9 protein-coding genes and 1 pseudogene are annotated in these 14024 nt (G+C 62.7%); 9 read left to right on the forward strand and 1 reads right to left on the reverse strand.

The annotated features are described in order from the left end of the window. The first annotated feature begins 3 nt into the window (after positions 1–3). The 9 genes and pseudogenes from IPF85_RS06230 to IPF85_RS06270 all read left to right on the forward strand — a co-directional run bounded on the left by IPF85_RS06230 (position 4) and on the right by IPF85_RS06270 (position 12290). The gene (locus IPF85_RS06230; protein WP_343407206.1) at positions 4–1077 is read left to right on the forward strand and encodes an energy-coupling factor transporter transmembrane component T; all 1074 of its coding nucleotides are present in this window, start codon (positions 4–6) and stop codon (positions 1075–1077) included. Positions 1078–1166: 89 nt separating this feature from the next. Further along, positions 1167–2287 (forward strand): annotated as a pseudogene (locus IPF85_RS06235) (site-specific DNA-methyltransferase); the annotation flags it as partial. A 1105-nt stretch (positions 2288–3392) separates the two neighbouring features. Further along, positions 3393–3641, forward strand: a complete 249-nt coding sequence (locus tag IPF85_RS06240; RefSeq protein WP_343407207.1) for a hypothetical protein — start codon at positions 3393–3395, stop codon at positions 3639–3641. A gap of 1 nt (position 3642) precedes the next feature. Continuing rightward, positions 3643–3825 carry a rhodanese-like domain-containing protein gene (locus IPF85_RS06245; RefSeq protein ID WP_343407208.1) on the forward strand — a complete coding sequence of 61 codons (183 nt, stop codon included), beginning with the start codon at positions 3643–3645 and terminating at the stop codon, positions 3823–3825. Positions 3826–3863: 38 nt separating this feature from the next. Then, positions 3864–5564 (forward strand): ATP-binding cassette domain-containing protein, encoded by a 1701-nt coding sequence (locus IPF85_RS06250; RefSeq protein ID WP_343407209.1) that lies wholly within the window; start codon positions 3864–3866, stop codon positions 5562–5564. Next, the gene (locus tag IPF85_RS06255; RefSeq protein WP_343407210.1) at positions 5557–6414 is read left to right on the forward strand and encodes an ECF transporter S component; all 858 of its coding nucleotides are present in this window, start codon (positions 5557–5559) and stop codon (positions 6412–6414) included. Before IPF85_RS06250 ends, IPF85_RS06255 begins: the two co-directional genes overlap by 8 nt. Positions 6415–6596: 182 nt before the next feature. Next, entirely contained in the window at positions 6597–6887 is a 291-nt protein-coding gene (gene groES / locus IPF85_RS06260) for a co-chaperone GroES (protein WP_343407211.1), read from the forward strand. Between the two features lie 54 nt (positions 6888–6941). Then, positions 6942–8585, forward strand: coding sequence for a chaperonin GroEL (groL, locus tag IPF85_RS06265; protein WP_343407212.1), 1644 nt, complete (start codon positions 6942–6944; stop codon positions 8583–8585). 315 nt (positions 8586–8900) lie between these two features. Further along, complete coding sequence (locus IPF85_RS06270; RefSeq protein ID WP_343407213.1) at positions 8901–12290, forward strand: response regulator; 3390 nt, start codon at positions 8901–8903, stop codon at positions 12288–12290. 527 nt (positions 12291–12817) lie between these two features. Here the strand turns inward: IPF85_RS06270 and IPF85_RS06275 are convergent. Further along, entirely contained in the window at positions 12818–13414 is a 597-nt protein-coding gene (locus IPF85_RS06275) for a hypothetical protein (RefSeq protein WP_343407214.1), read from the reverse strand. Positions 13415–14024 lie beyond the last annotated feature (610 nt).

Genomic DNA, 14024 nt, shown 5'->3' on the forward strand with positions numbered 1-14024 from the left:
TCTGTGAACGAGACTTTTCATCCCATCGCCTGGCTGTTGTGGTTGACGGCCGCCGCGTTGCCGGCTATGCTGACGCGCAATCCGTTGTATCTGCTCCTGCTCCTGCTGGCCACTGCAGCCGTCTATGGCACGCTGCAGCGCCGCACACCGTCGGCGCAAGCGTGGGGTGTTTTTTTGCGTGCCGGGCTGTTCCTGGTGGCATTCAGCGTGCCGTTCAACGCGCTGATGGTTCACGCCGGCAACCTGGTGCTGCTGCGCTTACCGGCGGCCTGGCCGATCGTGGGCGGGAACATCACGCTGGAGGCGCTGCTCTACGGCCTGAGCAGTGGGCTGAACCTGCTGGCCCTGCTCCTGATCTTCGCCGCCTTCAACCTGGGCCTGGATCAGTCGCGGCTGCTGCGCCTGATCCCCAAGCCGTTTTACACCGTTGGCGTGGTAGCCGCCATTGCTGTGACCTTCGTGCCGCAGATGCTAACCGCCTTGCAGGAGATTCGTGATGTGCAGCGCCTGCGCGGTTTTCGGCCGCGTGGTCTGCGCGACATGGGGCCGTTGTTCCTGCCACTGTTGACCACCGGGCTGGAGCGGGCCATTCAACTGGCCGAATCCATGGAGGCGCGCGGCTTCAGCAGCACGCAAACCCGGCTGAGCGGCCGCGCCGTGCTCGGCCTGCGCCTGGCGCTGATCGTCTCCCTGGCTCTGCTGCTCGTGGGTCAGTTTGCGGCCAGCTATTGGCCAACCGCGCGGGCCTGGGCGCCGCTGTTGTCGGGCGCGGGGCTGCTGTTGTTGGCGTATCTTTTTTGGCGGCAAGGGCGGCAAATTCAGCGCACACGCTATCGCCGCTGGGTGTGGCGCCGGCGCGACACCTGGCTCAGCCTGGCCTGTCTCGTTACCCTGAGCGTCACCGGCACGCTGTGGTTGACCAGCCGCATCGGCCTGCTCTACTACCCCTATCCGCCCTATTCCCCCTGGCCGTCGTTTCAACCGGTGCTGGGCGCGGCCCTGGCCCTGCTCATCGCGCCCGCGCTGCTGCTGCCTCCGCCGCGCCGCGGCGCGAACGCCGAGACAACTGACGCGTGACGGTTATGCAAATGGGCAAGCCGCGATGATAGGGCTATAATCACAGCCACTAAGATGATGAGAGAGGTGTCGCGATGACGCGTGGGCGTATGGTAACGCAGTTGAGGAAATATAGCATCATTGATGTACAGGCGGCCAAAGAGGTCGCCATGGTTTGGTTGGAACAGGCGCAACTGCAAAATGCTGTGACCTTTGGCCTGCCGGAAGTAGATGACCGCTACCATGTTTGGCGTGTGCCGTTGCTCAACCAAACGGGCCAAGAGCGCATCGGGGAAGTGGTCATAGATGCACGGACATCGTTGATTCTGGAAAACAAATCAGGCCGGGCACGCGAGGGGCTTTGGGCCGCGGTTGAATGGCACCGGGGCGGAGATACTATGCCTCTGCGCTGCGGAATACGGTGATCCAGGGTGACTCGGAAGCAATACTGTCTGATTTGCCGGCCGGCAGCGTTGACCTGATTTTTACGTCGCCGCCCTATTACAACGCACGACCGGAATACACGGACTATGTGACGTATGAAGAATATCTACTGAAAATTCGAAAGATCATGCAGCAAGCGCATCGGGTACTGGCCGAAGGGCGCTTTTTTGTGATGAACGTGTCGCCGGTGCTGATCCGACGCGCCAATCGCAGCGAAGCCTCGCGTCGTATCGCCGTGCCGTTCGACATGCACCGCCTGTTTACCGAAGAAGGCTACGAGTTCATTGACGACATCATTTGGGAAAAACCAGAGGGCGCCGGATGGGCCACCGGACGCGGACGCCGCTTTGCCGCCGATCGCAATCCACTGCAGTACAAGCCGGTGCCGGTGACCGAGTATGTGCTGGTTTATCGCAAGCAAACCAGCCGCCTGATTGACTGGAACATTCGCGCCCATCCGAACCAGGCGTTAGTGGAAGCCTCGAAAATTGGCGATGATTACGAGCACACCAACATCTGGCGCATCAAGCCCGCGTACGATGAGCGCCATCCGGCCATTTTTCCGCTGGAATTGGCCGAAAAGGTCATCAGCTACTACTCGTTCAAGGATGATGTCGTGCTTGATCCGTTCGCGGGCGCCGGCACGGTCGGCAAGGCGGCCATCAAGCTGGGCCGGCGTTTTGTCTTGATCGAACAAAATCCACAGTACGTGGCGGTAATACGCGAGGAATTACCGAAATGGTTGGGCAAGGAAGTTGAGCAGGTGTTGACGATTAACTGGCCGTTGACGCCCAACACAGCGGTTCTAGGACCGGGGCATTTGGCCCCTTCCGTCCCCCGCGGGCCCGCCCCGCCCCGGGCGGGCGGGGGGCGGGGGCGGCCCGGGCCGGGGGGGGGGGGGGGGGCCCGCCCGCGCCCGGGGGGGGGGGGGGGGGGGGGGGGGGGGGGGCGCCCCCCCCGCGTCGGGGGGGGGGCGCCGGGGCGGGGCCCCCCGCCCCCCTAACCCCGGGCCCCACCCTCCTCTGCGCGGGGGGGGGGGCCCGCGCCCGGCGGCCCCCGGCCCCCGGCCCCGGCGTGGGGGGCCGGGGGGGGGGGGAGGGGGGGGGGGGGGGGGGGGGGGGGGGGGGGGGGGCGGGGGGGGGGCGGGGCGAAAGCCCAAACCCACCCCAAAATCCCGCCCCCCCCCCCCCCCCCCGCCCCCGCCCCCCACACCCCGCACCGCCCAGCCGGGGGCCCCCCCCGGGCGGGCGGGGCGGCGGCGGGGGGGGGGGGGGGAGGGCGGGAGGGGGAGGGGACAAGGCCCAGAGGCAGGGAGTGGCTGCCCGCCCCTCCCCCTCCCGCCCACGCGGGCGGGGCGGGGGGCGGGGGGGGGCGGGGCGGGGGGCGCTCGTGGGGGAGGGGCCGGGCGCGCCCCCGCGCCCCGGGGGCCCCCCCGCCCCCCCCCCCGCCCCCCCCCCCGGGGCGGGCCCGGCCCCCCCCCCCCAGCAGCGAGGCCACCCCGACGCCCCGCCGGGGGGGGGGGGGGGGGGGGCTCTGCGCGTGGGGGGGGGGGGCCGGGGCGCCGGCCCCCCCCCTGGCCCCCGCGGGGGCGGGCCGCGCGGCCGCGGGGGGGGGGGGGGGGGGGGGGGGGGGAGGGGGGGTTGTGTTGGGCGGGTGGGGCGAATTGGCCAAAAGGGGGCGCGGGGGGGGGGGGCGCGGCGCAGACAGGGGGCCGCGGGCCGGGGGGGGGGGGGGGGGGGGGGCCGCCGCGGGGGGGGGGGGGGGCCGGGGCGCGGGGCGGCGGGGGGGGGGGGGGGGGGGGGGGGGGGGGGGGGGGGGCCTTTGGAGAGTTTTGTTGGTCTGTAGTCTAATCAAACGAAAATTTGGTGTAGATATTCCAAGGAGTTGAGACGATGGGTGTTTTCGATGCCATCAAGCGCGCGGTTGGCTTGGGCAAGCAGGAGAAGCCGGTTTCTTGGCCGGCCAGTGTGCCGGAGCCAGAACCGGAACCGATCCAGGTAGCGGAGTTGACGCCGGCTGAGCTTGTGGCGCAGCAGGCCGCCGGCAAGCCGTTTGTGTTGGTGGACGTGCGCAGTTCTGGCGAGCAATTTATTGGCCACCTGGTTGGGCCGCTGCCCAGCCGGCGGGCGGGCCATCAGTGAGTTGGACAAGACCGCGCCCACGGTAGTTTACTGCGCCCATGGCTACAGCAGCGTGGCCGCGGCCGGCTATCTCATGCAACAGGGTTTCGGCGAAGTCTACAGCCTCAAGGGCGGTATTACAACCTGGCAAGCTGAAGGCAATCCGGTGGAGGAGCCAGCAGGGGAAATGAGAAGTGGGAAGTGAGGGGGAAGAAGAAAAATGACAGAGGCGCGGTATGGGCGGTGATTAAGTTCGAGCGGGTGTCGTATGCCTATCCGCAGCAGAGGGCGCCGGTGTTGCGCAACCTGTCGCTGGAGATTGCGGAGGGGGAGTTTGTCCTGGTGGTGGGGCCATCGGGCGCGGGCAAGTCAACGTTTCTGCGCTGTCTGAACGGCCTGGTGCCCCATTTCTACGGCGGACGCTTCAGCGGGCAGGTGCGCGTGGCGGGTCGCGATCCGGTCAACCTGGAGCCGCGCGGCATGGCCGACGCGGTTGGCTTTGTGTTCCAGGACCCGGAGGCGCAGTTCGTTGTGGACACCGTGGAAGATGAACTGGTCTTTGCGCTGGAGAATTTCGCCCTGCCGCAGGCCGTGATGCGCAAACGGGTCGAAGAGGTGCTCGATCAACTCGGCATCGCGCACCTGCGCAGCCGCCGCGTCTCCACCCTGTCGGGCGGCGAGAAACAGCGCGTGGCCCTGGCCGCCGTGATGACGCTGCACCCGCAGGTGCTCGTGCTGGACGAACCAACCTCTCAGCTCGACCCACAGGCGGCCGAAGAAGTGCTGATCGCGCTGCGCCAGTTGAACGAAGACCTGGGGCTGACGGTCATCCTGTCTGAGCATCGCCTGGAACGCGTGGTGCAATACGCGGACCGCATTCTCTACTTCCCCGGCGCCGGCGCACCGATCGTGGATGGCACGCCGGATGATGTCCTGAGCCAGGTGCCGCTGACGCCGCCGCTGGTCACGCTGGGCAAGGCGCTGGGCTGGCGCCCGCTGCCGCTCACGATCAAGGACGCGCGTCGCTTTGCCCGTCAGTTGGACCTGACACCCCTGCGCGGCCAGGCCGTAGCCCCCCAGCCAGGCGACAAGGTGGCGCCCAGCGTGCAGGTCGAGAACGCCTGGTATGACTACGCGGGTCGCGAGGCGTTGCGTGGGGTGTCGCTGACCTTTCGCCCCGGCGAACTGGTGGCATTGATGGGGCGCAACGGGGCCGGCAAAACCACCCTGATGAAGCTGCTGGTGGGACTGCTGCGCGCCAAGCAGGGCCGCATCCGCCTCGCCGGCGCCCATGGCTATGCGGGCCGTGCCGCGCCTGGTCACAGCCAGGGCAACGGCCAACACGCCGCGGACCTGTTGGTGGACACGAGCAAGCTCTCCCTGGATGAGATTGTCAAGACCGTGGGCTATGTGCCGCAGGACCCCGGCCTGCTGCTTTTCCAGGACACTCTGGCGCAGGAATTGACCTTCACACGCAACGGACATGCCCTGCCGGCCGATCGGCCGGCCGACCAGGCGCTGCTCGCCGGCCTGGGCCTGGCGCATTTGAGCGATCATTACCCGCGTGACCTGAGCGGCGGTGAACGCCAGCGCGCGGCCCTGGCCGCGATCCTGGTGGCCGATCCACAAGTGCTGCTTCTGGACGAACCGACGCGGGGCCTGGACTATCAGCAGAAAGCGGAGTTAGTCAAGCTGCTCAGAAGTTATCGCCAGGCCGGCAAAACGATCATCATGGCGACGCACGATGTCGAGTTGGTGGCGGGGTGCGCCGATCGTGTCATTCTGTTGGCCGAGGGACAGGTGGTGCTCGATGCGCCCACGCGTATCGCGATGAGCGAATCGTTGGTCTTCGCCTCGCAGATCAACAAGCTCCTGCGTGATCCGGCTTTCCTCACAGTAGATGATGTCCTGCGCGGCTCGCTGCAGTGGGCGCCTCATGCGTAACCCCCGACTGTTGCCGCCCGACCGCCCGGGCCTGCCTGCATCGCCTTCATCGCCTCTATTCCCTTCTTTGCTCAACGTGGCTGTTCTGCTCCTTGCCAGCGCCATCGGCGCGGTGGCGTTCGTGGCGCCCTTTTTCAGCCTGGAGACAGCGCTGCCCGGCGACGGCGGCGCGCTATCGCACGCGGCCGATGCGCCTTTCTTCCTCATCCTGCTGATCGTCATCTGCCTGGGCGCGGTGCTGTTGAACCTGTCGGCTGGGCAGATGAACACGCGCACCGTCGCGGTGCTTGGCATTTTGACCGCGTTCAACGCGGTGTTGCGTGCGCTGCCCGGCCCTGGCGGCTTCAACGCCATCTTTTTCCTGCCCATCCTGGCCGGGCATGTCTACGGCGCGACCTTTGGCTTTCTGCTCGGTTCCCTGTCGCTCCTGGTATCGGCGCTGTTGGGCGGCGGCGTGGGGCCGTGGCTCCCCTTTCAGATGTTCGCCACCGGCTGGGTGGGAATGCTGGGCGCATTGGCGCCGAGTTGGCCCCGCCATCCGCGGCGTGAAGTGCTCCTGCTGGCCGCCTGGGGATTGTTCCTCGGCCTCCTGTTCGGCGCCATCATGAACCTCTGGTTCTGGCCTTTCGTCTTTCGCCCCGATCAAGCCGCCCTCTACTGGCAGCCTGGCCTGGGGTTGGCGGGCATCCTGCAGCGCTACCTGCCTTTTTACCTGGTCACCTCACTGGCCTGGGACCTGTGGCGGGCTGGCGGCAATGCCCTGCTCATCCTGTTTCTCGGCCTGCCAGTGCTGCGCCTCCTGCGCCGCTTTCAACTGCGCTTTCGCTTCGAGATCACTCCCGAAGAATAAGCCGATTTTTGATTTTCGATTTTCTTCTCACACCTCGCATCTCAAATTTGACCAATCGTACCCTTTTGGATAAAATGGCCCCGGATTAGCACTCTGATATTTTGAGTGCTAACCGGTGTGTAGAAAAAACGAATCAATTCTAACACATCAATCATGGGATACCATTGAGGAGGCATAAGCATATGAAGCTTCGACCACTAGGTGATCGGATCGTTGTTGAGCCGGCAGAGCAGGAAGAGCGCACGGCAAGCGGAATCATCTTGCCGGAGACCGCAAAAGAGAAGCCACAAGAGGGTAAGGTCATTGCGGCCGGCCCGGGCAAGCTGAACGAAGACGGCAGCCGCAGTCCGATGGACACCACCGTTGGCGACCGTGTTTTGTACGCCAAGTACGCGGGCACCGAAGTGAAGTTGGACGGCAAGAAGTTACTCATCCTGCGCGAGAGTGACATCCTGGCAGTACTCGAATCATAATTGTCACCTGTTGACAGCGCGCAAATCAAACAAGAACCTGGGAGATAGAGCAATATGGCAAAGCAGATCAGTTTTAGCGAAGAAGCACGACGCAATTTGAAGGTGGGCATTGACGCTCTGGCCAATGCCGTGAAGACCACCCTTGGCCCTAAGGGCCGCAACGTAGCCCTGGATAAGAAATGGGGCGCCCCTACCGTCACGCATGACGGCGTCACCGTGGCCAAGGAAATCGAACTGGCCGATCCGTATCAGAATATGGGCGCGCAGCTTCTGAAGGAAGCCGCCACCAAGACCAACGACATTGCCGGCGACGGCACCACCACCGCGACCGTGTTGGCGCAGGCGATTGTACACGAAGGTCTGCGCAACGTGGCTGCGGGCGCCAACCCCATGCTGCTCAAGCGCGGTATCGAGAAGGGCACCGCTGCGGTTGTCAAGGCCATCCGCAGCCAGGCGATTGAAATCACCACCAAGGAAGAGATCGCGAACGTGGCTGCCATTTCCGCGCAGGATCGCGAGATCGGCGACCTGATTGCCGCTGTCATGGACAAGGTGGGCAAGGACGGCGTCATCACCGTGGAAGAGAGCAAGGGTTTGCTCTTCGAGACCGAGTATGTCGAAGGCATGCAGTTCGACCGCGGCTACATCAGCGCCTATTTCATCACCAACGCCGAGCGCATGGAAGCGGTGCTGGAGAATCCTTACATCCTGATCACCGACAAGAAGATCTCCGCAGCCGCCGACATCGTGCCGCTGTTGGAAAAAGTGATGGTGTCGGGCCGTCGCGAAATCGTCATCGTTGCCGAAGACGTGGACGGCGAAGCGCTGGCGACCCTGGTCTTGAACAAGCTGCGTGGCATGTTCAACGTCCTGGCCATCAAGGCCCCGGGCTTTGGCGATCGCCGCAAGGCCATGTTGCAGGACATCGCCGTGTTGACCGGTGGCAGCGTCATCACCGAAGAACTGGGCCGCAAACTGGAAACCACCCAGATTACCGACCTCGGCCGTGCCGACAAGATGGTCTCCACCAAGGATAACACCACGTTGGTGGGCGGCGCCGGTGAGTCTGGGGAGATCAAGGGCCGTATCGAGCAGATTCGGGCCGAGATTGATAAGAGCACCAGCGACTACGACAAAGAGAAGCTGCAGGAGCGCCTGGCTCGTTTGGCCGGCGGTGTGGCGATCATCCGCGTCGGCGCGGGTACCGAAGTCGAACTCAAGGAAAAGAAACATCGCGTCGAGGATGCGTTGAGCGCGACCCGTGCAGCCGTCGAAGAAGGGATTGTTCCCGGCGGCGGCGTGGCCCTGTTGAACGCCGTCAGCGCCCTGGACGACGTGGCGACTGACTTCGAAGATGAAAAGACCGGCGTCAAACTTCTGCGCCGCGCCCTCGAAGAGCCGATGCGCCAACTCGCTGTGAATGCCGGTCAGGACGGCGCCGTGGTGGTCGAGAATGTCCGCCGCGCGCAGGATGCTGCGGGCAACCCACGCATTGGCTACAATGTGATGAGCGAAACCTACGTTGACATGGTCAAGGAAGGCATCATTGACCCGGCCAAGGTAACTCGCGGTGGTCTGGAGAATGCGGCCTCGATCGCGGCCATGATTCTGACGACCGAAGCCCTCATCACCGACATTCCTGAAAAGGAAAAGGCCCCGGCTGGGCCGCCTCAGGGCGGCGGCGGTATGGACTTCTAGGACCGACCCGCCTGCCGATAGCCTTATCCGCCATCGGCGCCAATGGCGTCAATGCATGAAACAAAAGCCCACCTCAGTACTGAGGTGGGCTTTTCATTCTGCCCTGACCTATGGTAAACTATCTGCCCTGGCCTATGATAAACTATCTGCCCTGGCCTATGATAAACTATCTGCCCTGGCCTATGATAAACTATTTATGCGCATGACCAGCCAGGCAGTCAGAGTCACTCGCCTTCCCTTGTCCTGTCAACCCCCCGAATATCCATCCGGCGCCTTCCTCCGATGAGGCTCTGGCCGATTGGGAGCTTCACATCTATGCCAAACGAGAGCAACGATCAACGCACCTGGGACGCCTTTTTCTGGATCCAGACTGGCAATCTGGCGCTGATCTATGTCATCATGGGGGGCATTGGCCTCGCCTTTCGCGCCTACAACCAGATCGTGGTGGGTAGCATCATTGCGGTTGCCGCCATTCTGGTCTACTACCGCCTGTGGCGTGTCGGCCGTCAGCAGCCCTATCGTCCTCTGCGCATCGGCATGCTGATTCTCATCAGTTGCATCCTCTATACCGGCGGTATCTTCGTCATGGGCGGGGCGCGCAGCCCTGCTATTTTTCTTTACGTGATTCCCATCCTGACCGCCGGCCAATTCCTCCCGCCGCGTTGGTTTGTCGCCATCGCCGCCTTCTGCTTTGGGATCTTCAATCTGCTGGCTGTGATCGAATGGCAGCAGCAGATTGACACCACTCCCTGGTTGTTCTACGCACCGCCTGGCCCTTTCACCGTGACCGATCTTGTGCAAGCCAGTATGCTGGTATTGCTGCTGTGCGCGGTGACGATGTTGAGCTACTGGCGTTCCAACCATGCCATGCACAGTTCGTTTGCCGCGCTGCGCGATAGCGAAGAGCGCTTTCGCGATCTGTTCGAAAACGCCACCGATCTCATCCAAATTGTGAATGGCGACAGTCATTATCAATTCGTCAATCACGCCTGGCGCCGCACCCTGGGCTATACCGACGCCGAAGCGTTGCAGTTGACGCTGGCCGACGTGATTGCACCGGAATCATGGCCGGCATGCCAGGTTGCATATCAGCAGGTGTTGCAAGGCCAATCGGCGCTGGACCTGGAAGCCGCCTTTGTCACACACCAGGGTGGCCGCGTCATCGTGCAAGGCAATGTTACGCCCAACATCAAAGACGGCAAATTTCTGGCGACGCGGGGTATTTTTCGCGATGTCACCCAGCAGAGAAAGGATGAAGCACGTCAGCGCCGCCTGTTGGAGTTGGCGGTGGTGCATGGCGACATGTCCAAGCAGTTCTTGACCAGCGGGCTGCAGGCCGTGGATGAGGTTTTGCTGCGCCTGGGAAAGACGCTCGATGTGTCGCGTGCCTATATCTTCCGCTATCGAACCACGGACCGCCTGTTGGACAATACGCATGAGTGGTGCGCAGAGGGGGTCGCGCCGGAGATTCAGCATCTGCAGGGTATTGCCGTCGAAGAAACCATTCCTTCCTGGCAGCACATTCTCGATGAACAGGGCCTGATCATTGCCTCAACCACGCAGCATCTGCCCGAAGAAGTACAGCGCCTTCTGCGCCCGCAGGGCGTGCAGGCGCTCCTGCTCGTCGTTTTTTCCGTCAACAACCAACTGGCAGGTTTCATCGGGCTGGACGAGGTGCGCCACGCGCGGCAATGGCTGCCGGAGGAGGTGACCGCGGTGCGCAACACCGCCGAGGCCTACGCGCGCTTGTTGGAACGTGAGCAAGCTGAGCGCGAGCTGCTGCGCGCACGCGATGCCGCGTTGGAATCGGCGCGCTTGAAGAGTCAGTTCGTGGCCAACATGAGCCACGAGATTCGCACCCCGATGAACGGCGTTATCGGCATGCTTGATCTGTTGCACGCCAGCGACCTGAACCCGACGCAGCTCGACTATGTCAACACCGCACACCACAGCGCCGAAGCGCTGCTGTTCATCATCAATGACATTCTCGACTTTTCCAAGATCGAGGCCGGCAAGATGGAACTGGAACATGACGATTTCGACCTGCAACATGTGGTGGAAGATGTGGCCGAACTGCTGGCACGACCGGCGCAGAGCAAGGGACTCGAACTGGCAACCCTCATCCATCGCGATGTGCAGACCCGTCTGCATGGCGACCCCATGCGCCTGCGCCAGGTGTTGACCAACCTGGTCAGTAATGCGATCAAGTTTACGGAGCATGGCGAGGTCATTGTCCAGGTGACACGTGAACAGGAGACCGACACGCAGATCATCGTGCGCTTTGTGGTCTCCGATACCGGCATCGGCATTGTCCCAGAACAACAGAAAACCATTTTCCAGAGTTTCGTGCAGGCCGATGGCTCCACCACGCGCAAGTACGGTGGCACTGGGCTGGGCCTGGCCATCAGCAAACAACTGGTGGAGTTGATGGGCGGCAAGATCGGCACGCAGAGCCAACTGGGCCGGGGCAGCATTTTCTGGTTTACGGCGGTGTTCGGCAAACAAGCGGCGTTGGCAACTGGCGAGGCAGCGACACCGGCCGATCTCCGCAACGTGCGCGTGCTCGTCGTGGATGACAATGCCACCAATCGCCTCATCCTGCATCAGCAGTTGTTGAGCTGGGAATGTGTACCGGTGGAAGTGACCGGGGGCGCCGAAGCGCTGGCCGCGCTGCGCGACGCACAGCGGTCGGGCAATCCCTTCCGCGTGGTTCTGTGTGATTGGCAGATGCCCGACATGGATGGTGGCATGTTGAGTGTACAGGTCAAGCGCGACCCCGTGCTGGCCGCGACGCCGCTGGTCCTGCTGACGTCGGTCGGTGAATTTGGCCTGGAGCGTATGGCCGACACCATCGGTTTTACCGCCAGTCTCACCAAACCGATACGCCAGCTTGCGCTCTACGATACCCTGGTCACCGTGCTTGGCGCCACACATGAGCCACGCACACCTCGTCAGGCTGGCATGACGGAGACACCCGGACCGGCGCCGGCACTGATCGCAGGGGGGCATGTCCTCTTGGCCGAAGACAACCCGGTCAACCAGAAGCTCGCCACGCACATCCTCACCCGTCTGGGGTACCAGGTTGATGTGGTGGACCATGGCGGGTTGGCGGTGCAGGCCTACATGGAAAAACCCTATGACCTGATCCTGATGGATGTGCAGATGCCAGAGGTGGATGGGTTTACCGCGACGGAACAGATACGCGAGTTCGAGGCCCGTCGCGGCGGGCATGTGCCCATCATCGCGCTGACCGCCGGCGCGCTGGCCGGCGATCGCGAGCGCTGCCTGGCGGCGGGCATGGACGCCTACGTCAGTAAACCGTTCAAGACGGAGGAATTGCGCCAGATGGTCACCCAGTACGCTGCCGCGCCGCCTCTCGATCCCCTGGTTCTGGCCGAGCTGCGCTCCATCGGCGGCAGTATGCCCGGGCAGCCGGACATCCTGGATGAGATCATGCATCAGTTCACGGGCGACCTGCCGCAATATACCGCCAAGATGCGCCAGGCGCTGCAAAGCCAGGACGCCAACGCGTTGCAGCGCACCGCGCACAGCCTCAAAGGCAGCGGCGGCAGCTTCGGCGCACAACGGGTGGCTTACCTCTGTGCCCACCTCGAAGACATGGGACGCAGCCAGGACCTGAGCAACGCACAGCCCTGGCTCGACCGCCTCGAAGTTGAGATCGAACGCATTCGCCGCACCGACTGAGCATGACATCCCCTCGCAGGGTTGCGGCAAGATGACGACCTCAGAGGCACGCGACACCGTGCCAAGTCAACGCTGCGATGTGTACGTACCCCTGCGAGGGTTGGGCAGCCGAATAATCGTCCAACCTTGCGCAGTTGTCGTTGTAACACGGTCTTCAGACCGTCCCCCTCGCAGGGCTGCAGCAAGATGACGACCTCAGAGGCACGCGACACCGTGCCAAGTCAACGCTGCGATGTGTACGTACCCCTGCGAGGGTTGGGCAGCCGAATAATCGTCCAACCTTGCGCAGGCCCGCCAGGGCCTTCCACCTCGTAGCCCGATCCGTTTACGGTCGGGCGCTGTCGGCTTGCCCGGTGATTTGTGTGGCAGCCAGCCTGCGCAAGAGGAGGGGAGCGTCCAACCTTGCGCAGGCCCGCCAGGTAAGGAGCGTGCGCCGCGGCAGGCGCTTCCCACCCCACCTCCGGTCCAATTTCCCTGCAGCCAGTAGGTGCATGCTTTATTGACAGCGCATGCGCCGCATCCGGCATCTAAAGAAGCTGTCCAGGAAAAACTACACTCGCCGGTAGCATATGTGCCATTGGGTGTAATGGGTACTGACGGCGCAGAGATGTCTCTGCTGATATTTGCCCAGTTTGACCAATTTCCATTTTGTCCGGAACCATTTTTCCCTGCAACTCGTACTCCATAGCTGCCGGTGGAAAACCCGAATTAAAATTTGAAGTAAAAGAGGTGGCTGTCTGATTACTCGTCCAATCCCATCCGCTTCCCTGTCGTTGCAGATCATAGGATGCTGCTGCGGGAGATACTGCAGACCATGTCCATGTACCATTACCGCTTGTACAGGCAGGACTTCCATTTACCACCGGCGTGCCCGGAGTTGGCGACGGGATGGCAGTTGGGATCACACAAGAATCATTTGTTGCCCATGCGGATTGCGTATCAAAACTATCGCGGGAGCGGACTCTGCCGTAGACCGTGATGCCCGGGCCAAAAGCGCTGGCCGGCGTTGATTTGGTAATACCCGATGTCCAACCGTCCGGCCAGGTATCGTTTGAATAGATAACAGATGATGATCCAAAATTGGGATCTGTGGAAAGCCGGGCCCAGTACGGATAGTTGTGCAACCCGCCGCAGCCTGTGTCGGTCGCAGGGCTCCAGGAGGCCGAGACTGAACCATTGGTGTTACAGACAAGATTGAGTCCGCCCGGGGTTGAGGGGGCTGTTACATCTCTCCCGATATTTACCCACGATGACCAGCTCGGGATACTCATATGAGATGATACCCGTATGCCGTAATTGCCGGTTGCGTAACCTGTGGTAAAACTTGATGTATAAGAGCTTCCTGATACAGTACTTGCCCAGTTCCAGGCAGTTGCCCCTGCTGAGTTTTGACGTTGGATATCATAACTTCCGGCTCCTCCTGTCCAGCTCCAGGTGCTGTTTGTGTTTGTGCATAATGGAGATGCTGACAATGTAACGGGTGTTGGCGCCGGCCACATTGGCCCGCAACATGCGTCTCGTTTATCATATCCTGTACCATATCGCTCTTCACAGTTCTCATCTCCGGCATTGCCGCCTGCCCCGCTTGTTCCACCGTGCCACCACTGATAATGCCCGGGCCGGTAAACAGAGTCGCATTGACTGATTTGATACGGTCCTCCGTGCCAGACATCATCCGGATCATAGGGATTGCTTTTCAGACAGGTTCCGGAGCAGGCTGCAGCCGGGGCTGTG

It is taken from the genome of Candidatus Amarolinea dominans, from assembly GCF_016704685.1.
Lineage (GTDB): Bacteria > Chloroflexota > Anaerolineae > SSC4 > Amarolineaceae > Amarolinea > Amarolinea dominans.